Here is a 22,058-nt window from a genome sequence, read left to right as displayed (position 1 = left end):
TGCTTGTGCCTAACCGCTCCTTGTCGCGAGCGTTGCAATGCGTTTGCATATGTAATTATTAATGACGGTTAAGCTAGGTTCTAAACTGCAAATTAATGCCAATTAATTATTAAGCCGCACTGCTGGATTTTTTCTTGCTTCGCGCAATATCAGCTTTTACCCTGCTCACCGTTTGAATTTTATTTTGTTTTTCATATAGAAAGGTCAGCACCGCATGTCGATACTGGTTATATTTTATGTTATCCGTCATTTCAAGACGATCGCGAGGTCTTTCTAAGTCAACGTCTAGTATTTCGCCTATTGTCGCCGCAGGTCCGTTGGTCATCATCACAATCCTATCTGATAGTAATACCGCTTCATCTACATCATGAGTGATCATAATGACGGTGTTGCCTAGTGAGGCATGTATTTCTATCACGGAATCCTGCAAATGAGCACGAGTTAATGCATCTAGCGCACCAAAAGGCTCATCCATAAGCAACACTTTTGGCTGCATTGATAGAGCTCGCGCGATACCTACACGCTGCTTCATTCCACCTGAAAGTTCAGAGGGAAGTTTGTCGGCAGCATGCGTCATGTGCACAAGGTCCAAGTTATGTTCAACCCACGCCTTCATTTCAGCCCTAGAGCGCCCATTTCGAGTTTGCTTTACTGCAAGCTCAACATTTTTATAAACCGAAAGCCAAGGTAACAATGAGTGATTTTGAAATACTACAGCACGCTCGGGACCCGGCTCGTTTACTTCAGCGCTGTCTAATATCACACCACCTGTTGTGGCTTGATAAAGTCCAGCAACAATATTCAACACGGTCGACTTTCCGCATCCAGAGTGACCAATTAAGCTAATAAATTCGCCTTTTGAAATCTTTAAATTTAGGTTTTTCAAGGCACAAAATGGTCCTTTAGCTGTCGGGAAGTCGATGCCTATATCGGATAACTCTAAATGCCGTTGCAGTCCACTTGTCTTGTTTTGTATTGGTTTGGTCATAATGACTCCTAGCAATGAAGTTTGTTGCCTCGTTTATCTTAACGAGACACTCTTGTCCCAGCTCACACGACGTTGAATCGACAACATAAGCCTATCTAAAATGAAACCAATAACCCCAATTGTCAGCACCGCGACCATAATTCGGGCAAGTGATTCTGAACTTCCGTTTTGAAACTCATCCCACACAAACTTGCCTAGCCCAGGGTTTTGCGCCAACATTTCAGCAGCGATAAGTACCATCCAACCGATGCCCAAACTGAGTCTTAAACCAGTAAAAATAGCAGGAATAGAAGACGGTAATACAATCTTCAATACATGCTTAAATGCATTTAAACGTAATACTTTACTGACATTAATGAGGTCCTTGTCGATGCTTGACACACCCACGGCCGTGTTAATTAATGTTGGCCATAAACAACATAGACTTACCGTAACTGCAGAGGTAATAAATGATTTCGAAAACATCGGATCATCACTTACGTAAACCGCACTGACCACCATCGTTACCAAAGGCAACCAAGCTAATGGCGACACAGGCTTGAATAGTTGAATAAGCGGATTAATCGCAGCATAAGTTCCTTTACTCAATCCACATAAAATACCTAGCGGAACCGCAATGATAGAAGCCACAAAAAAACCCACTGCAACGGTATATAAGCTAGTCCAAATTTGGTCAAAGAAGGTGGGAGCTCCTGTAAATATTTTAAGGGTAGGAACATAGTCAGGGTCCTCGGCAACACGCTTGGCATTACGTTTTTCCTGTCTTTGATAAAATGCTTCGGCTTTTTCTTGTTGCGCTTTATGCTCATTGACCAATATGAAAGACTGCTCCCATACTTGCGTTGGCCCGGGAAATTCGCCCAATGACGTATCAATATTTTTAGCTACCGCGGCCCACAAAGCGATAAAAATGAGTATACCTATGATAGGTAATAGCATGGCGTTAAGGCCCGCGAAAAAGCGTTCTCGAATAACGTTTTGCTGTATTTTTCGAAATATCACAGGGGCTATATTAGTTTTCATCATAAGAGTCACTCCTAAGTCGACTTTATCTAATGCGAATTAGATTTTGCTATCTGCTTTTAAGCCAATAGCAAATGAGTTCAGATAAGCATTAGGTTTTTTAGCGTCATAAGTCACATTGTCGATAAATTCGCTTTGAGGAAGCTTAAAGCCTGTTTCGGTTGCAAAGTCGGGGAAGTCGGATGCTTTCGCTTTACCCTCGCTAATCAGTTCTTTAGCAGCAACAGCATAGATTTTAGGCTTGTATACTTTCTTTGCAGTAGCCGTAAACCAGTCGTCAGACTTAGGTTCTTCAATTTGTCCCCAGCGACGCATTTGAGTCAGATACCAGATCGCATCACTAAAGAATGGATAGGTTGCGTTGTAGCGAAAAAACACGTTGAAGTCGGGGATCTCACGTTTATCCCCTTTTTCGTACTCAAAGGTCCCGGTCATACTGTTTGCGATGACCTCTTCGTCGGCACCTACATAGGTGCTTCTTGCAAGTATCTTGACCGCTTCTACTCGGTTTGCATTATCATTTTCATCCAACCACATTGCTGCTCTAATCATCGCTTTTACAACACGAACGTGGGTATTTGGATTCTCTTCTGCCCACTTGGCGCTGACGCCAAATACTTTTTCAGGATTGTTTTTCCAAATCTCATAGTCGGTAATAACGGGAACACCAATACCTTTGATGACCGCTTGCTGATTCCAAGGCTCACCCACACAATAGCCATCAATAGTGCCTGCTTCCATGGTCGCTGGCATTTGTGGTGGCGGTGTTACAGACAACAACGCTTGTGCATCAATTTGCCCGCTTGTGTCGCCTTTATGGGGCGCATAGTAGCCCGGGTGAATACCTCCTGCGGCTAACCAATAACGTAGTTCGTAGTTATGCGTAGATACTGGAAATACCATACCCATCTTAAAAGGTTTACCTTGTGCAGCGTATTTATCAACAACAGGCTTTAATGCATCAGCTGTAATTGGATGCACTGGTCTGCCATTTTCATGTTTAATATTTGGCTTCATCTGAGCCCAAACATCATTTGATACGGTAATCGCGTTTCCATTCAGATCCATACTGAAAGCAGTAATGATGTGAGCCTGAGTGCCAAATCCAATCGTTGCACCTAGGGGTTGACCCGCTAACATATGAGCACCATCAAGCTCGCCATCAATAACCCGATCCAAAAGTACTTTCCAATTAGCTTGAGCTTCTAACGTGACATACAAACCTTCGTCTTCAAAATAGCCCTTTTCATACGCCACCGCTAATGGCGCCATATCAGTTAGTTTAATAAAACCAATTTTAAGCTCTTCTTTTTCAGCGTAACCTACTTTGGTTTGTGCTTGAGCCAACTGCATATTTACACATAAAGAGAAAAACGTAACAGCGGTAAGTGCAACTAAGACCGGCCTCATTGAGGTGGTAAATGTCTTCATTTTTTGAATAACCATAGGATGATCCTTTCTCTTTTGATATTGATAAAGCCAATAAAATTCCAAAAAAAAACCCACGTTGAAAAGACATTGCTATCTTTTCATCGTGGGCTACTTTGCCTGAATAACTGACACCATCTTTGGTGTTAGTTATTCTTTGTCGTTAGGTTCTTATTATTATAAATGGGTAAATGTAATACTGATCACAGGAGTACATTTCTCATCGAAGCTGCTAACCACAAAATGAATGTCCCGACAAACACGCATTTTGTTCGCTATCTGCTTTCTAACTTTCACTACCACTCTGCATCATTAATGCCAACTTTTTAATTGTTTATAATCAATATCTTAACAATTTAACAACGAAGTTGTGGCCCAGTCAAATGAATCAACTTTGTGCAAATTGCACTATTGCTGTGCTTCGTTATTTTGTTTTTTGCCAAATCAGGCAGCTAACAATCAGTACTTATGTCTCTGTTTTGCGAGTAATGCAACTGCTTCATCAAAGCATGCCGTATTCACAATTTTTTGCATAATCTGCGTTACCACAACCTGCTGAGCATCTTTTGATGATATCTGATGGCTGTCGAGCATCTTTTGTAACAGCCACTGTTGCAATTCTAATGTGGGTGAATTAACCACAATGAAATTCGACTCATAAAAGCGGTTATAATGAGGAACATGTTGAGGTGATTGATTTTGTTGGATTAAGCAACTGCCCAATAGTGACGGTGCAATAACCTCGATAGGCTCATTTAAGTATCCGCTTTGCGACATCAACTTAGCAGCTTCGAATCTATTCGGTAAATATTGTAACCATTCACAAGCTAAGAGCAGAGCAGCACATAGCTTGGCCATCAATTCTGGCTCTTTTTGGTAAAAAGCGTCAGTTGTTCCAAGGACTTTTTCCGCTTTATCTTGCCAAATATGATAAGAAGTTAACACCGTCACGCCTGTTCCTTCGCGCACCGATTTTGCACTCCAAGGCCCACCAACGCAGAATCCATCAATTAAACCTGACTCCAGCGAGCCTGACATTTCACTAGGTGGAATAGTGATCACATCAATGACGTTATGCATATTTTCCACCTTCAACCAATCCAACAACTGATATTGGTGGCAGCTGTAAGGAAACACAGTCGCAAAGCGAAGCTTTTTTTCGCCCTTCTTAGCCCGTCTTTGCACAATCTTAGTTAGTAAGTTTGATGGCATTGGAAAAGGTAATTCAGATAGTTTGTTATCCAATAATATTTCGTCACACAAAGCACGAGAGAGTGAAATGGCGTTGCCATTTTGGCTCAGTACCATGGGTACTGTCATTTGTACTTGCATACCACCAAGTCCAAGTGAACTAGCAAGAGGTATAGGAGCTAATAGTTGGGCTGCATCAAGCAAACCCGTTTGCAATTTATCTCGCAGCGTCGACCATGAGTTTTGTGGACATAATTTAACATCTAATTCAAACTGCCGAAAATACCCTAATTCCTGCGCAACAATTAAGGGCGCACTGTCGGTCAAAGGAACAAAACCAAGCTTAACTTCAACTGACATGGTATTTCTCCATTCCGAAACGTGTTCTGATTGACGCTTTTTGCAAAAGCCTAGAGAGGATTATTGCGTCATAAAACAACCCCATTTTGTTTTTTTTCATCATTAAATTTACTTCTACGTTACGGTTATGCACTCTGCCAAGTGCCGTTCTACTTAATTGTATTAAGAACAGATATCAACGTTTTCGCAACCTGTTCAATTTTTTGTCCGGTGTCCATAGCCATCTTACGTAGTGCATGAAACGCCTCATTTTCAGACATATTCCTTGATTTCATTAATAAACGCTTTGCTGTATCAATGATCTTTGTCGCTTCTAATTCTTGTTTTGTATTCACCAACTCTTGCTTAACACTTTGATAGTCTTCAAAACGGGCCAATGCAGCGTCCAAAATAGCGCGAACTCTTTTTGGGTCAGCATTGCCACAAACATAGGCACTGACTCCAGATTTCACTGAACGTGTAATAATGTCGGCATCCTCTTGTTCAGAGAACATAACAATAGGTTTAGGATTGAAGTTAGAAAGGGTGTGCAGGCTGTCGAGAATATCTCTGTCTGGGGACTCGATGTCAATAACCACCATATCAGGCTTTAAGTCATCTACCTGTTTTAATAAGGATGCGCCTGAACTCACTAAATGATTTACCTGATAACGTGAGTTTTCCAATGCGGCGATCAACTCAGAAGCACGAGTTTGGTCGTCGTCGATGAGCAGAATACTCAGCTTGTCACGCTTATCAGTTGTGTTTTCGTGATGTGAGTCGTTTTTATTCATTGACCGCAAAGAGGAAAGATATCAAATTGAGTTAATTGGTGTGCAAAGAACCAGCCAACTGCTATTAAAAGTACCTAAAGTTTGATTATATAGCATCATAAACGGCTTGGTGATTGCGTATTAACACCAAGGAAACGACTGCTATTCCTTGCTTTCCAAAGCTTATTCGCCTCTGAGAATGCTTGTTCTTGATTTTTATTTTCAAGTAAAATTAACAGTGCTGCAAGTGTTGAAATAACCGTGTTTTCACCATAACTGTGCATGCTCGCACCTTGCCACACCGACGATAAGGTTTTCACATCCAACGCCTTCGGTTTTAATTCCCAGCGTTGCTCTGGTATTAAACTAATATGCTCGACATTGCCCTGACGACAGATTTTTAAGATGGTTTCTTTTGATGGATCAACCTCAGGTTCTCCTCCTTCTCCTCGAAAGCAAACGATGTGTCTTTCATTCAACAGCCTGGCAACCTCCACGTGTTTATCATCCACATGTTTGTGATGTACACCTTGTAATGAATAGCTTGCGTTGAATGGATTAAGTAAACGCGCCAACGTATTAGCACATGAGCGCAAACCAAAAAATTTACGAAGTTGAATAAGTTCATCCAATTGCGGATGCAGAAGTGACAGGTCGGCATAGACAAAACCTTGATGTTTAATTTTGCTTTTAATGCTTCCTATAGACGCAGCTTGCCATTGATTTTTTTGGGATTTTAAATGCTCATTGTGTACTTGTGTGCTGGCACTTAATTGTGACAAAACAGATTGAATATATAATCTTTGCGACTCTGGCTCTTGGGTGCCATGCATGCCCACTTTCACTCCTTCCTGAACCAAGCAGGCTATCGCTAGAAGAAACCACGGAAGCTGTCGACGCTTGCCCGCATAAGCACCTATATCCAAATCGATAATGGTTTCGCTATTTTTCTGGCCCACATTTTTGGTGAGTGCATAAGGTAACGTTGCCCTGCAGGCCTGAGTAAAACCCGCAATTTCTTCGGCAGTTTCCTCGCGAACGCGCAAAAGCATTAAAAACGCACCGCGCTGCTCAGGTGTAATTCGATTTTCAAGCAACATCGTCATCGCATCACACGCTTCAGTTTGGCTTAGACTGCGTCCACTTCTCTGCCCACGACCCACTGCTTGTAAATAAGGAACGAAAGCGCTAGCTGCTAAATGTTGAGGAGGATTAATATTCAAGGTTCGGTTAAGCTCCTTAATATGGGTTGACTGAAACAGTATACATTAATGCCAAGGTGACGGCCTGCTTGTAATCTACAACTTTACCTACCACAATCATCGCGGGGCCAGTGAATTTAGCCTCTTCTACTTGTCGAGTAATTGTTGATATGGTGCCAATTTCAGTACGTTGTATTGGCGTACATGCATTATCGACGACAGCAATAGGAAACGATGTTGCAAGGCCATTATTAATTAGTCGGCAGCAGATCAGATCAAGTTTCTTTAAACCCATATAGAAAACCATTGTTTGATTTTCACTGCTACTCACCAACTCTTTCCAATTCGGTTCTGAAGATGGGATTTTAAGACTTGCCGTAATGAATCTAACCGACGATGCGCACTCTCTGTGAGTAAGTGGAATACCGGTGTAAGCTGATGCGCCAGACGCCGAAGTAATACCCGGTATAATACAAAAAGGCACGTTATATTGGTTTAACATCTGAGTTTCTTCAACGGTGCGCGCAAATATTGCAGGATCGCCTCCTTTCAGGCGAACCACCCTTTTACCCGCCATTGCATGCAGTAAAATACGCTGACAAATATCTGTCTGCTGCATGCTATGTTTACCCGCTCGTTTACCAACAAACTCTTTTTCAATATGCGCTGGGATAATTCTTAACACTGACTCATCTACTAGCCAATCAAACAGCACAACATCTGCATTTTGCAGCGCTTTGTAAGCCTTAATTGTCAATAGTTCTGCATCGCCTGGGCCCGCACCTACAATAGCGACAGAGCCTATTTTTGCTTGCGTCTTAGCTCTGTGCACCACCACCCTAGATTTTTGGGAAGGTATCCAAAATTGCTGCCAACCTACTTTGAAGAAGTCCATGCCTGCATTTACTATATTATTCATTGATGTGGTCATTTTGGCTCCTCCATTTGTGTCACTTTAATCAAGCTTGATAATTCAGACTTACATGAACCACAATTGGTACCACACTTCAGTTGTTTACCCAGATTATCAACCGTGTTGCAACCCCGAGAAATCGCATCACTAATTGTTTTCTCGCGCACACTGAAGCAGCTGCAGATTAATCTACCCTGGGTGAATTCTTCAGCTGGACAATTTCTTAATAAGTCGCGAATATCGCTCGCAAAAACTACATCCTTGCCTAGCAACGTGCTTAACCAGTTGGCGTCTATTTGATATTCAAGAACATCATTAACCGCGTTTTTGCCATGCATATGCAAAACAACCAGCATAGAGAGCGCTTCTTGATCAATGTTAACAGCGATAAGCTGGGAAGCTGACGTCAGTGTTTGGATTTCAGAATCTTGTATAATATGAGCGCTTATTTGAGCGTACCAATTGCTCAAACTAATTGGTTCTGAGGTGTCAGGCGTATTTTTAGCCTCAGCAACACTCTGCCTTTCAAATGCACCCAACAAAGCAATATGATAATGATAGCCATTTTCCAATTTAATCTTGACCCAGTAATCACAAATTTTATTGAGTAATAATTCAGGCCATTCGTGGCTAACAAATAAGGAACCTTGCGCTTTTACCGCGGTTTTCTTTAAGCTGACTGCCGCATGTTTGAGCTCAGGTTGTCCTGAAATTTTATCATTAGCATCGGTAAATAAACTCGTTATATTGACATGGGATGACCAGGTCTTAGACCAATGGATTGGAGCGAACAGCTCTCCTTCCCTTTGGTTTTTTGATATGAGGGTAGGCAGAATAACCGGCAGTGGACTATGTTGCGCCCGAAGTGACACTAAATCGCCCTCATGCAAACATAGAATTGCAGCATCAGTTGGATGAATACTGAGTTGTGCTTGCGCAGTATGTTGATGTAGACGAGCCGCGTTACCGGTTCTTGTCATTGTGTGCCATTGGTCACGAACGCGTCCGGTATTTAATACCAGCGGAAACGCTTTGCAAGTCACTTGCTCTGGAGGTTTTGGTAAGATCGCGACGAATTTAGCCTTACGGTTATCGGTAAAGAATTTATTATCCATAAACATTCTCGATGAGCCCTTCGGGTTCGCTTTGTTTACTGGCCATTGAATGGGCTGTAATACGTCGTACTGCTGTTTCGTCAGATCCGCAAGTGCAGACAGATCAAGAGCACGTTCACCATTATTCTCAAAGGCGGTAAGCTGCGCATGCTCAGCAAAGATCTGGCTAACATGAGTGAATGCAAATGCTTTTTGATACCCCATTTTAGCAGCAACATCGCAAATAATTTGCCAATCATGTCGAGCTTGCCCGGTGGGCGAAAATATCGCTCGTTGTCTTGATATTCTGCGTTCAGAATTGGTAACAGTACCGTCCTTTTCAGACCAGCCTGTGGCTGGTAACACAATATTTGCAAACTTAAGTGTGTCGTTTTTACTCACCGTGTCGGACACTACAACGGTATCGCATCCGAGCAGTGCTTCTTCAATTTTTTGCCTATTAGGCATACTCACCACTGGGTTTGTGGCCATTATCCAGATAAATTTAATGTCACCTTTATGCAATTTTTCAAACATATCTACTGCTTTTAGTCCATTGGTTTTAACCATATTCTCAGCTGACCAAAAGCGTTCTACGAGTGCATTGTGCTGTTTGTTTTCAATCTCCATATGCGCAGCTAGCATGTTTGCTAGACCGCCAACTTCCCTACCACCCATGGCATTCGGTTGACCCGTTATTGAGAAAGGACCACTTCCTGGCTTACCAATTTTACCTGTCGCAAGGTGGCAATTGATAATGGCGTTGGCATTATCAACACCTGAAACGGATTGGTTAATACCCATCGAATAAAATGAAATGGCGGAGGTCGACGCTGCAAACCATTCGAAAAAACAAAGGACTTTGGCATACTCAACATCGCACAACTCACTTACTTTTTCAGGTGAATATGGTTCTGCCGCATCAAATGCCGCGTCTGCAAAGTCGGTATTTTCCAAAACAAAACAACGATCAATGGCCTCTTTTTGTTTTAAGTAATTCAGTAGCCCGTTAAATAGTATGGTGTCAGTACCGGACTTTATATGTAGGTCCAAGTCAGATTGCGCGGTGGACGCCGTCGTTCTTGGGTCAACAACCACTATTTTCATCGCCGGATTAGATTTTTTTGCTTGCTCCATGCGCTGGAAAAGCACTGGATGTGTCCACGCAGCATTAGACCCAATGAGCACGAGTAGTTCTGTTTGATCTATATCTTCATAGCTGCATGGAACGACATCTGCGCCAAAAGCGCGCTTATAGCCAGCAACCGCTGAGGACATACAAAGGCGAGAATTAGTGTCTATATTGGCACTGCCTACGAAGCCCTTCATTAGTTTATTTGCTACATAGTAATCTTCAGTGAGAAGCTGGCCGGAGACATAGAATGCGACGGAGTCTGGACCATATTCAGCAATGGTTTGTTGGAGTTTTAATGCAACCAGCGTGGTCGCTTCATCCCAAGACGCAGTTTGGCCATTAATAGCAGGTTGCAACAAACGCCCTTCAGGTGAGATTGTCTCTAGAAGATGGGCGCCTTTAACACACAATCGACCAAAATTAGCAGGATGAGCAGCCGAGCCAACTAGACTTAAAGCCTTAACCTCAACGTCAATACCGCAACCCACACCACAATATGGACAGGTTGTTTGGATTACCTTTACCGAAGAATTGTTTTGAATCGACATCTTTGTATCTGCCAGAGCTATGCTGCAAATGTCGCGGCATCAGCGAGACCAACAAAAACATGCTGATTTTCAACAACACACCTATATACCGACAAATGCATCTCTTCACTTTCAAAACAGCGCCCTGTCACTAATGAATAATGTTGTTTATATAAAGGAGAGCAAATCACAGGCTCATCTGAAATAGAACCTATGAGCCCTCTATACATAACATTTGCTTTACCTATTGGGTCCCAATTGCTTAATGCATAAACACTTGTCTGGCTTTTACTATCGACTAATTGAAAGATGGCTACTTGAACATTATTAATCAAAGCACACACACCTGAGTTGGGTGCAAGGTCGGATAATTCACATACTCTTTGCATAGACTGTTCGCCGTCCATCTCATTAGTGCTTATCTGAGAAATGCATAACTGCGTCTTTGCTATGCTAGTTGTGCTATCTGGGTGGATTGTACTGCTATCGTTGTGTTGATGCTTAGTAAGTGCGTTTGTCATTACGGTTCTCGCTTGGTTAGTTATTGCTGTGCGTATGCGCTTTTTCTTACACCCGTTCTACAATATTAATGGTATTTTTTTCCTCTTCAGTCGCGGGTCTGATTTGACCGCGTTCTTGCACAAACGTGATGTTGTTGTCTTTTTGATTGCTGTTAACAAACTGGCGAAAGCGTTTACGCAACTGCGGATTTTCAATGGTGGTTTTCCACTCACATTGGTACGTATCTACAATATTTTGCATTTGTGCCTCGAGCTCACTTGCAATGCCCAAGACATCATTAATAACAACGTCTTGAAGGTAGCCTAACCCACCTTCCATGTTGTCCATCCAAACCGAAGTGCGTTGCAAACGATCTGCTGTTTTGATGTAAAAAGACAGTATTCTATCGATATATTTGACCAGGGTTTTAGTGTCTAGATCGATTGCGAATAAATCGCCGTGTCTTGGCTTCATGCCGCCGTTACCGCAAACGTATAAGTTCCATCCGTTTTCTGTGGCAATAATACCTATATCTTTGCTTTGTGCTTCAGCACATTCCCTAGTGCAACCGGATACGCCAAATTTAATCTTGTGTGGTGCACGCAAGCCTTTGTAACGGTTTTCTAAGTCGATGGCCTGTGCAACTGAATCTTGCACTCCAAAGCGACACCACGTGCTGCCAACACAAGACTTTACGGTGCGCAGCGATTTCGCATAGGCATGTCCGGTTTCAAAGCCACCCACTACAAGGCGTTCCCAAATATCCGGCAAGTCTTCAACCCGAGCCCCAAATAAATCCACCCGTTGGCCTCCCGTAATTTTTGTGTAAAGATGATAGTCGCGCGCAACTTCACCCAGTAGGATCAGCTTTTCAGGTGTTATTTCGCCACCAGGAACGCGAGGCACGACTGAATAAGTGCCGTCCTTTTGCATATTGCCAAGGAAAATATCATTGGTATCTTGCAGACCTAGGTGTTCTTTTTGTAAAATAAAGTCATTATAAACCGACGCAAAAATAGACGCCGACAGGGGTTTACATATCTCGCAACCTAGACCCTTGCCATGTTGCTCGATTAATACATCAAAGGACGTAATGCCTTCAACTTTCACGATATGAAATAATTCCTGACGTGAGTGGGCAAAATGTTCGCAGACATCTTTTTTCACTTCCACACCGCGCTTAGCTAACTCAGTATCAACAACTTTCTTTAACAATGCAGCGCAACCGCCGCAGCCAGAACTGGCTTTGGTACAAGACTTAACGCTACTGAGCGTATAACTACCTTGGTCTATTGCAGTTACAATGTCGCCCTTGGAGACATTGTGACAAGAACATATTGTTGCGGTCATGGGCAAAGCGTCAGCGCCTATTGCAGGGTCTGCATCACCGGTAGAAGGCAGGATTAATGATTCTGGAAATTCAGGTAAATCAATCGCATTAAGTGCATATTGAAGTAACGTATCGTAGTCACTTGTATCACCGACTAACACAGCGCCAAGCAGTTTAGTTTGTGTGGCATCAACCACTATTTTCTTGTATAGGCCCAGAGGCTGGTTCTCATAAGTATAAGACAGTGCGTTCAGGGTTTTCGCATGAGCATCACCAATGGAACCAACTTCAACACCCATCAGCTTAAGTTTGGTGCTCATGTCAGCACCTTGGAACTTGAGTGTTTTATCTGATTCTCCATTCAGAATATGCGAGACAGCTGCTCTGGCCATCGTATAACCTGGTGCAACTAAGCCAAATATTCGTTGTTGCCAAAGCGCACATTCACCCACTGCATAAATATTTTTATCTGAGGTTAAACAATAATCATCAATTACAATGCCTCCGCGTTCGCCCATGGCTAAGTCGTGTGCTTTAGCGAGGGAATCACTGGGACGAATGCCTGCAGAAAATAAGATCATGTCAGTTTCAAGGAAGGTACCATCAGCAAAATTCATGCGATATCTGCAGCTGTTACCGGCAACAATTTCTTGGGTCGCTTTTTGAGTGTGCACTTCAACGCCAAGTGCACTAATTTTGTCTCGTAGCAATCGGCCACCCGAGGTATCTAGTTGCACCGCCATTAGCTGCGGTGCAAATTCGACAACATGTGTTTCAAGACCGGCTTCCTTGAGCGCATTCGCTGCTTCCAAACCTAATAGACCGCCGCCAACAACAACACCTATTTTACTGACCTGTGCGGAGGCTTGAATATCATAAAGGTCCTCAATTGTGCGGTACACCAAACAATGCTGTTGCTGATTACCAGGAATAGGAGGAACAAAAGGGTATGAACCCGTTGCTAAAACAAGTTTGTCGTAGCAAAACTGTTGACCTGTTTTGATAGTGACTATTTTGCTTACTTTATCAATCGTGGTTACCCAAGCCTCGGTATGAAAACTCACGTTCAGTGACGCATATTCTGCGGGTGTGGTCATTGCTAAGTCATCAGCTGTTTTACCACTAAAAAATTCAGATAAATGAACTCGGTCATAGGCTAAACGTGGCTCGCCCGACAACACTCGAATCGAGGTATCTGGACTTTTTGCTCGCAATTGCTGTACAAAATGATGCCCTACCATGCCGTTGCCAATAACGACGATATTGTCCTTAGGAACGTTACTAATAATTGACTTCACCATCTTTCTTTCCTTTTTCGGGCATAAAAAAACCCACAGCCGATCAATGATCTGCTGCGGGCTTCGTTGCCGTTATAAATCAACCGTCATCGATTGACTATAAAATATGTTGGTTTTGCGTTTGCAATGACTTACTTTAAAATTCAACGTTAGGCTGCTGTATGGATCGCCTAAAAACATAAAATCCCGCTAAAACGGTGAACGATGATGTTTTGCGCTGTTCTTGCAAAAGTCGTCGCATCTCATATTACTGTTCACTAAATATGCCAATATATTTTTTATCGTATTTTCATGCAGTTAGAGATATAAAAACAATCGCAAGCGTATTGCACGCACCAAAATTGCACAATTTTGCGTTATCAGGGCGCATTCATCATTGGAGCTAAGTGACTAAATACGCCGACAAAACAGCTTTTAACTACTATAAGAGCGAGAAACAATAGGCGTTAGGATAAAACCATGTATAACAACATAGAAACAAGATAAGCAAGCACTCCATAGGCAAGAAAAGCGCCCCATGCGTAGCGACTTTTACCCAGTTCAGACTTAAGCGTTGCAACGGTAGCTACGCATTGCAATGCAATAACATAAAACCCGAGCAAGGCCACACCGGATGCTAGAGAAAGACCATCAGCCTCGAGGTTTGCAGCCAAGCCTGCAATATTATCATCGGCGTTTTGCATACTAAACATCGTACCCAACACACCAACTAATAATTCACGCGCCAAAAATGAAACTAAAATCGCAACACCATAACGCCAATCTAAACCCAGAGGCGTGAAAACAGGCTCAATCCATTGCCCAATTGCCGACAAGTAAGAGTTTTGCAAATCACCATTATTTGGAAAATATCCTAAAGTCCAAATAATCAAGGACACCACAAAAATGATAGGACCAGCCCGCTTAACAAATTGAATACCACTGTTAACAACTCGATAGAACAGAGGCTGCCAATGGGGTAATCGATACGAAGGTAGTTCTAGTATAAAGGGCATATCTTGAAGCTCTTCGGACCCTTCGGTCATTTTATTAAGCACACTACTGACAATAAGTGCGGTTAAAATGCCGGATAAATACAACACAAAAAACATAGCGCCTTGCAGGTTGACCCAGCCCCCTAAATAACTAACATCAGGCACAAGGACAGCAATTAAGAGTGCATAAACAGGCAACCTAGCAGAACAAGACATAAGAGGAACGGTAAGCATAGTCACAAAGCGTTTACGTGGAGACTCAATCGTCCTTGCGGCTAATATTGCTGGTATTGCGCAGGCATGACCTGATAAATAAGGAATAAAGCTGCGACCTGACAAACCAAAAAAGCTCAACGGCTTATGACAAATAAGTGCCGCTCGTGCCAAATAGCCACTGTCCTCTAACAAGCCAATAATGAGTGTTAGTATCATTATTTGTGGCACAAAAACAAGAAATGAGCCTAAGCCTCCAAATACCGCGTCAGTCATAAAGTCGTTTACTAAGCCCTCGCCTAAAAGCCCGGAAACAACTCCCGCAAGGAAACCAATGGCGTCCTCTGTTGCATCCATTAGCGGCGCTGCCCACGTAAAAATACTTTGAAACAAAAAGAACATAATGAGTAAAAAGGCAATACCACCAAACACCGAATTGAGCAAAAAGCGATCTATTGTATTTTGCCTTTTAAGCACGACATCCGCTGGAATTGCAAATTCCTTGGCGAGAATTTTAGCGGCAGTGGCAAAAGACTGCTGATTAATATCAGTTGGCTTTACCCGATACTCCTGAGGCGAAATAGCGATTTTACTCAGTCCTTTTTGCAAGTCACTAATCCCAATTAGGGTTTTGGCAGACACAGCATAAACAGGACTTCCCAACTTTTCGCTTAGCTTAATAGTGTCAAGGTTATGATTGAAGCGTAAAAGCTCATCAACCATGTTTAATGTAAATACCACCGTTTTATTATGCTGCTTCGAAATTTGCTGAACTTGTAAGGCGAACACTAGTGAACGCTCCATGCGAGTAGCATCGAGGTTGCATAAAATCACACTGGTCTTTTCATCTGACATTGCAGCGAGTAATTGCTCAATAGCAATTGCTTCGTCTTTTGACCATGACTTTAAGGAATACGTACCGGGATAATCGATGAGTTCAAATTGTTGTTTAGCATCCAGGACTTGGCCGCTTTGGGGATTGGCAGTATGCCGATAGGCTTTAAAAACACCGCTTTTTAGCTCAACCGTAACACCCGGAAAATTAGCGACTTTTTGCCTTAGTCCGGTTAATTGATTGAACAGCAGACTTTTGCCCGAATTAGGCTTACCAACAAGAAGAATTTTTTGCATTTTAGAGCGCGCTAACGTTTACATGGTTAGCAACACTTTGTTCCAATGAATAGATACAATCACCCAATTGAATAACCGTTGGGCCATTAAAAGCAGTGCGCTTTATACAAGTAATTAACTGTCCTTCTTCAAAACCCATTTCCTGCAGTCTGATAGCCACATCTGCATGCATAGCAGTGCAAAGGCTTTTAATAGAAGCTGATTGTTTTGAAGGTATATCCCAGACCGTCATACTGCTCTCTTTTAAAGCATTGAATAATAGTTAACAGAAGGATGGCGCGAAAAGCACACTCACTAAGGAAGCTTATTCAATGAATAGATAATTAGGCAAACAAGAATAATTCTTATTCAGGTTAATATCAAGTATACTTCCCAAAAAAAGCGAATATCCAGCAAGGAACTTGATATAGCGCAAACAGATGTAAAGAAAAAAAGAATATAAACAATTAGTGCTTGCTGGGTTCAATAAATTTAGTGGCAATACTGAATATTTCATTGGTGTTTAACACTTTACTCATCATCATTGAGCCTTCCAGTAAAGACAATACAAAGATGGCTTTATTTCGAGCTTTAACCGTGGTGCTGCCCTCTAATTTTTCAAAAGCGCATTGCAACCAATCAATATTCTTTTCAAAAAAAAGTGTGGTGTACCGTTTAACCTTTTGAGGTAGTGCATCTGATTCAGCGCCGAACAATCCGCACAAACACATTTTTTTATCCGCAATAAGCGCATGTCGAAATAACTCTATATAACGCTCTACAGGATCTTTTCCTTGCGCAATTAATAGCGCAGGCTCGCCAAGCGCTTGAAGAAAATTCTCAGTATATCGTTTTGCAAGTTCAGCCCCTAAATCCGCTTTCGTAGGGAAGTGATAATGTACACTCGCACTTTTGATACCAACCTCATTCGCCAACTCACGAAAACTGAAATTATTATAGCCACCTGATCGTGCTTTATTTTCTGCTGCATTTAGTATGGCTTCTTTTTTACTCATCTGCATTCTCCACACTTGTTTATGATCATGAAACTGAGTCATGAAACTGAGTCGTGAAACTGAGACGACACCTTTTTTGGCGACTCACTATATAAACACAATACTATACTTACCTATCAATAGGTATTAATCTTGTCATTATTAAAAACTTGATAGTGGGTAAGTAGATAAAACATGAAAAAGAATCATCCCAAGGTTGGTATCGTCGGTGGCGGACTCGCCGGCATCTATACGGCCTATTTGCTCACGCAGCACAATATTACGTATGACATAATTGAAGCAAAAGCTATTTTCGGAGGCCGGATATACGGCGAAAACACCCAATCTGATGACTACAAAATTGACCTTGGTCCTTCGTGGATATTCCCTCATCAGCAAGAAATACAGAAACTGGTTACTCGTCTTGGTTTACAATTGGTTGAACAATATAACTCAGGTGACGCTTTGTTTCAGCGCAGCGCGAACCAGCAACCTGAGCCTTTCAGCGGAGTTGCACCGCCCGTGATGTATCGTATATTTGGGGGCACAAGCAGATTAATAGATTTGTTGAGCGAGAATATTGATGAGCAAAATATCAGGTTATCAACCACCGCTAATTCATTACAATATGATGGCCAATATTGGCACATCAAAATGCAAACCAGTAAGTCACAATGTGGCTTGCTAGAAAAGGACAAGTCAACAGCGACACCGGAAGAACTTACTATTTCCTCAGCCTTCTTTGAGCACCTAGTTATTGCCGTACCGCCAAGAGTGATCGCCCATAAACTGTCGTTTGAACACCACGAATCGACCACAGGCTCTAGTACACAAGTGCCTGATATATTTCATGAGAAGGCAGTTATCCAGCAAGCGTTCCTGCAGGTATTGAACAATAAATTTGAGCAAGTACCGACATGGATGGCAGCCCAAGCAAAATTTGCTGTCACTTATAGCAGACCCTTTTGGCGTAAAAGTGGGTTATCTGGACAAGCTTTCAGTCATGTTGGACCTATGGGTGAAATACATGATGCGTCTTTTGAAGATGATAGTGGTAACTCAGTTTTTGCCTTATTTGGCTTCATCGGTATTCCCTTTGCGCATCGCCAACAAGTTTCTATTGAGCAAATGAAAAACGCTTGTTTATCACAACTGGCTAGCATCTTCGGACTAAAAGCAAATGAGTACCAACAAACCTATTATAAAGACTGGGCAAGCGATATTTTTACAGCAAACTCTGTTGATCAAACACAAGCGCCTATGCACCCGCATATTGATCTTGCATCTGAACAACCTCACCTCCAACAGATCAAACTTCACCTGGCGACCAGTGAGTTTTCTGAACGCGAAGCCGGCTATATGGAAGGAGCAATTTTAGCAGCAACAAACGCCGTAGAGGAAATACTTTTGACAGTACCGTAACTTTCGTTTAATTTACCTACTTATAGATAGGCAAATTAAACGAGTGATACACTAGGCGGCATTAGTAATATAGCAATTAGTAACATAGCAATTAGTAACATAGCGAGAGTTACTAATTGCCTAGTAGTCACAAGCCAAGGCTAACGGTTTAATTGAGTAACGAGGACCATATGAAAATAAACGCAGACTTTTCAAAATTTGCCAGCGTGCATACAATAGACCAAGTGTGGCTCGCATCGCCCATGCCAGGTGTTGATAGAAAACCACTTGACCGAGTGGGTATTGAGATTGCTCGGGCGACGAGCATTGTTCGGTATGCACCGCACAGTCATTTTTCACCTCATATTCATAGCGGTGGTGAGGAATTCATTGTCCTTGATGGCGTATTTCAAGATGAGGATGGTGACTATCCAATGGGCTCCTACGTGCGTAACCCACCCCAGTCAAGGCATAAACCTGGTTCGAAAACAGGCTGTGTTATTTTCGTAAAGCTGTGGCAATTTCAGCCCGAGGATCGCCTGCATGTCAATATCCAGATGGATCAGGCGGATATCACCTTTGCAGACAATGGAAACAATATAGTCGAACGGTTGTTGTTTAGTGATGATTATGAACAAGTAATGCACATCAAATTGTCTGGTAATAAAGTATGGCAAAGCGACGCAACGGATGGTAATGAGGTATTAGTCCTTAATGGCAGCGTTATACATAATCAAGTTCAGCTAAGTAAGCATGACTGGTTGCGCGTCCCTGTGGGACAAAAATTACACCTTCAAGCATCAAGTGAAGGCGCAACGATGTGGATTAAAACAGGTAGTTTGCCGGATATTGAAAATCAAATAAAACGAGTTAAAAGCGCCTAGGCTTTGCTTAGTCTTGGTTTTTAAATCTTTTGTAGGCTTTGCATTATCCATTGTTTTAATTGTGTTTCCCCCATTCCACCCGAAATTCGGTTAATTTCTTTGCCTTTATGGAAAAAGATTAGCGTTGGAATAGAGCGAATAGCAGCATCAGCTGATACTGCATTTGCATCTTCAGTGTTTACTTTTGCAAACAAAATACCATCAGATTCTTTTGCTACACTTTCAAATGCGGGTCCCATTGCTTTGCATGGCCCACACCAGCTTGCCCAAAAATCGACGACGACGGGCATGTGGTTTTTTTCAACATAGGGATAAAAACTACTGTCATCTAGGTCAACTGGCTTGGAGCTATAAATCGCTTCACCGCATTTGCCGCATTTAGCACCTTCGTGAGTTTTATCGTCTGGAATGCGATTAGTTGACGAACAATGTGCACAAACAATATTCATGGATTTTCCTTAGGTTTAAAAAAATGATACTTCACTATAAGAATTTGAATGTTGCAAATTTAGCAATAAAACGCAACAGTACGATACTACTAAAAATATTGATTGAGACAACACAATGCTTAAATTATACGGATTTGACGTCAGTAACTATTACAACATGATTAAACTAGCGATGGCCATAAAAGGCATTGAATATGAAGCGGTTATTACCTATCCGAATCAAACACCTGAGTACCTCGCAATCTGCCCAACCGGAAAAGTACCCGCACTACAGACGGCAGATGGCGTGTTAATCGAAACCAATGTTATTTTTGAATACTTAGATGAATTATCCCCTGCGAATCCACTAATTTTTGGCTCAGCTTACGAACGAGCCAGAATTAGAGAGTTAATGAAAATAGTAGAACTGTATATAGAATTGCCTGCTCGACGCTGCCATTCTGAAGCTTTTTTTGGTGTGCCCGTGCATGAACAAACTAAGAGCGAAGTAAAACGTGCACTGCTTAATGGTATACAAGCGCTGTCCCGTGCAGCCTCATTTTCCCCCTACCTTGCAGGTGATAAAATGACCGCCGCTGATATATTCTTTTTATATTCAATGAGTTTAGCATCAGCTGTAGCTAAAAAATTATTTGAAATCGACTTGTTTGCCGAAGCGCCTGGTGCAAAAGAGTTATTTGCAAAGTTAAACGCTATGCCAGAAGCGAGGGCGATAGCGAAAGATCAAGCCGCAGCTCAACCCGACTTCAAGGCCTATTTAGCAAAAGCATTTGCGAAGACCTAAAATTTACTTGAACAATCTACACTTGGAGAGGCCTTGCAATCAATTCTTGATGAAATAGCACAGCAAATGGCGCAATCTGCGGAGAAAGGCAAGGTAGCATCTTATATTCCTCAACTCGCAAAAATCGATCCAAACCAGTTTGCCATTAGCGTTGCACTGCCAAACGGAGAAACCTATAGTGCTGGGTGTGCGCAAACGACTTTTTCCATTCAAAGTGTCTCAAAAGTATTTACGCTTACTTTGGCATTGGGGAAGTTAGGAGAAGCAATTTGGTCACGTGTTGGCCGCGAGCCATCCGGCGACCCATTTAACTCTATCGTTCAGCTTGAGCACGAACATGGCAAGCCACGTAACCCATTTATTAATGCTGGAGCGATCGCTATTGCAGACATCATTATGCAAGGCCATAAACCCAAAGAAAGCTTAGCTGAAATAGTCCAATTTATTCGTTTTTTAGCCAATGATGAGAGTATTGTTATTGACGAAAAAGTAGCGCGCTCTGAGGTTGAAACAGGAACCCGCAATGCTTCATTGGCTTATTTTATGGCCTCGTTTGGTCATTTTGAAAACGACGTACAAGCAGTATTAGGTACTTATTTTCATCATTGCTCAATTGCCATGAATACGCATCAACTTGCTACAGCAGGACTATTTTTGGCCCATAATGGCATCAATCCAACTACCGGTTATGCTGTCGTGTCACCGCAACGCGCAAAGCGTATCAATGCATTAATGTTAATGTGTGGGCACTACGATGGTTCAGGAGAGTTCGCTTTTAGAGTCGGACTGCCGGGCAAAAGTGGCGTTGGCGGCGGTATATTAGCCATTGCGCCAGGCAAAGCATCAATTGCGGTTTGGTCACCCGGCTTAGATGTTATAGGAAATAGTAAACTTGGCACTGAAGCACTTGAGTTATTTGCGTCTAAAACTGGATGGTCGGTGTTTGGTGACTAGTTTTAATTAGACATCAACGAGGGTTTTAACGTAAACCAGAAGGCTTGACTTCTCCCCCAGCTAAAGCAAGGGGATTCTAAGAGCTATTACAGCTCAAAGACTAGGGCAGCGCTATGCTGCGACCTTTTCTTCTGCAAGACGATCTAGTCCGACCGCAAGAATGTTCCGTGCCGCGTTGATATCGCGATCATGAGTGACACCGCACTCACATGTCCATTCTCTTATTCCAAGACCGGCTCTACCCTTTGGGCTGTTGAGGCGTGAGCCGCAACACGAGCATGTTTGGGTGGTGTACGATTCGTTAACTTCTTCGAAAATAATGTTTGCGTGAGCGCATTTATATTCCAACATTACCTTAAGTGCCGACCAACTTGCGTCTAAAACGGATTTTGCCATCTTCGTTTTTACAAGCTTTTTGCTACTGACGTTACCAACGAATATTGCCGCATTTTCATTCACTAAATTGCGGCTGTATTTATGCAGAGTGTCTTTTCTGCGATTTTTAATCTTTGCGTGAATAGCTTTTACACGCGCTTTATTATTAGCGCGTTG

At 42.3% G+C, this 22,058-nt stretch carries 19 protein-coding genes; 4 read left to right on the top strand and 15 right to left on the bottom strand.

Annotated features, from left to right (window positions below):
• Positions 1-109: 109 nt before the first annotated feature.
• The 13 genes from G399_RS0119435 to G399_RS0119375 form a co-directional block, all read right to left on the bottom strand.
• Complete coding sequence (locus tag G399_RS0119435; protein ID WP_006014993.1) at positions 110-988, bottom strand: ABC transporter ATP-binding protein; 879 nt, start codon at positions 986-988, stop codon at positions 110-112.
• A 33-nt stretch (positions 989-1,021) separates the two neighbouring features.
• Positions 1,022-1,927 carry an ABC transporter permease gene (locus G399_RS0119430; protein WP_226989023.1) on the bottom strand — a complete coding sequence of 302 codons (906 nt, stop codon included), beginning with the start codon at positions 1,925-1,927 and terminating at the stop codon, positions 1,022-1,024.
• Between the two features lie 123 nt (positions 1,928-2,050).
• Positions 2,051-3,364, bottom strand: coding sequence for a CmpA/NrtA family ABC transporter substrate-binding protein (locus tag G399_RS0119425; protein ID WP_226989022.1), 1,314 nt, complete (start codon positions 3,362-3,364; stop codon positions 2,051-2,053).
• A 534-nt stretch (positions 3,365-3,898) separates the two neighbouring features.
• On the bottom strand, positions 3,899-4,990 hold the full coding sequence (locus G399_RS0119420; protein ID WP_006014987.1) for a CmpA/NrtA family ABC transporter substrate-binding protein: 1,092 nt from the start codon (positions 4,988-4,990) through the stop codon (positions 3,899-3,901).
• A 149-nt stretch (positions 4,991-5,139) separates the two neighbouring features.
• Positions 5,140-5,763 (bottom strand): ANTAR domain-containing response regulator, encoded by a 624-nt coding sequence (locus tag G399_RS0119415; protein WP_006014984.1) that lies wholly within the window; start codon positions 5,761-5,763, stop codon positions 5,140-5,142.
• Between the two features lie 95 nt (positions 5,764-5,858).
• Complete coding sequence (locus tag G399_RS21115; protein WP_006014983.1) at positions 5,859-6,965, bottom strand: glycosyl transferase family protein; 1,107 nt, start codon at positions 6,963-6,965, stop codon at positions 5,859-5,861.
• Between the two features lie 16 nt (positions 6,966-6,981).
• A complete protein-coding gene (gene cobA, locus G399_RS0119405; RefSeq protein WP_006014981.1) occupies positions 6,982-7,875 on the bottom strand; it encodes a uroporphyrinogen-III C-methyltransferase in 894 nt (297 codons plus the stop codon).
• A complete protein-coding gene (locus G399_RS21110) occupies positions 7,872-10,634 on the bottom strand; it encodes a nitrate reductase (RefSeq protein ID WP_006014980.1) in 2,763 nt (920 codons plus the stop codon). The genes cobA and G399_RS21110 overlap by 4 nt, the downstream gene beginning before the upstream one ends.
• A gap of 17 nt (positions 10,635-10,651) precedes the next feature.
• Positions 10,652-11,020, bottom strand: coding sequence for a nitrite reductase small subunit NirD (gene nirD, locus G399_RS0119395; protein ID WP_026843909.1), 369 nt, complete (start codon positions 11,018-11,020; stop codon positions 10,652-10,654).
• Between the two features lie 160 nt (positions 11,021-11,180).
• Positions 11,181-13,745 (bottom strand): nitrite reductase large subunit NirB, encoded by a 2,565-nt coding sequence (gene nirB / locus G399_RS0119390; protein ID WP_006014976.1) that lies wholly within the window; start codon positions 13,743-13,745, stop codon positions 11,181-11,183.
• Between the two features lie 443 nt (positions 13,746-14,188).
• The gene (gene feoB, locus G399_RS0119385) at positions 14,189-16,060 is read right to left on the bottom strand and encodes a ferrous iron transporter B (RefSeq protein ID WP_006014975.1); all 1,872 of its coding nucleotides are present in this window, start codon (positions 16,058-16,060) and stop codon (positions 14,189-14,191) included.
• A 1-nt stretch (position 16,061) separates the two neighbouring features.
• Positions 16,062-16,292, bottom strand: coding sequence for a FeoA family protein (locus G399_RS0119380; protein WP_006014973.1), 231 nt, complete (start codon positions 16,290-16,292; stop codon positions 16,062-16,064).
• A gap of 214 nt (positions 16,293-16,506) precedes the next feature.
• On the bottom strand, positions 16,507-17,055 hold the full coding sequence (locus G399_RS0119375; protein WP_006014970.1) for a TetR/AcrR family transcriptional regulator: 549 nt from the start codon (positions 17,053-17,055) through the stop codon (positions 16,507-16,509).
• A gap of 174 nt (positions 17,056-17,229) precedes the next feature.
• On the opposite strand from G399_RS0119375, the gene G399_RS0119370 reads away from it, so the two are divergent.
• Both G399_RS0119370 and G399_RS0119365 read left to right on the top strand, forming a co-directional pair.
• On the top strand, positions 17,230-18,456 hold the full coding sequence (locus G399_RS0119370) for a flavin monoamine oxidase family protein (RefSeq protein WP_006014966.1): 1,227 nt from the start codon (positions 17,230-17,232) through the stop codon (positions 18,454-18,456).
• Positions 18,457-18,626: 170 nt separating this feature from the next.
• Positions 18,627-19,319 (top strand): cupin domain-containing protein, encoded by a 693-nt coding sequence (locus tag G399_RS0119365; RefSeq protein WP_006014964.1) that lies wholly within the window; start codon positions 18,627-18,629, stop codon positions 19,317-19,319.
• 20 nt (positions 19,320-19,339) lie between these two features.
• Here the strand turns inward: G399_RS0119365 and trxC are convergent, their stop codons facing one another.
• A complete protein-coding gene (trxC, locus tag G399_RS0119360) occupies positions 19,340-19,768 on the bottom strand; it encodes a thioredoxin TrxC (RefSeq protein ID WP_006014961.1) in 429 nt (142 codons plus the stop codon).
• 115 nt (positions 19,769-19,883) lie between these two features.
• Here trxC and G399_RS0119355 point away from each other — a divergent pair, with 115 nt between their 5' ends.
• A complete protein-coding gene (locus G399_RS0119355) occupies positions 19,884-20,552 on the top strand; it encodes a glutathione S-transferase family protein (RefSeq protein ID WP_006014958.1) in 669 nt (222 codons plus the stop codon).
• A 33-nt stretch (positions 20,553-20,585) separates the two neighbouring features.
• Positions 20,586-21,506: a glutaminase gene (locus tag G399_RS0119350; RefSeq protein WP_006014955.1), complete on the top strand. Its 921-nt coding sequence runs from the start codon at positions 20,586-20,588 to the stop codon at positions 21,504-21,506.
• 111 nt (positions 21,507-21,617) lie between these two features.
• On the opposite strand, the gene G399_RS0119345 is transcribed toward G399_RS0119350, so the two are convergent.
• Positions 21,618-22,058, bottom strand: a 441-nt coding sequence (locus G399_RS0119345; RefSeq protein WP_026843565.1) for an RNA-guided endonuclease InsQ/TnpB family protein, incomplete at its 5' end; no start/stop codon positions are given.

Source organism: Brumicola pallidula DSM 14239 = ACAM 615 (genome assembly GCF_000428905.1).
In the GTDB taxonomy this organism is placed as follows: Bacteria; Pseudomonadota; Gammaproteobacteria; order Enterobacterales; family Alteromonadaceae; genus Glaciecola; species Glaciecola pallidula.
The sequence above is the reverse complement of the archived record's forward strand: the minus strand, read 5'-3'. Positions and strand labels throughout refer to the sequence as shown.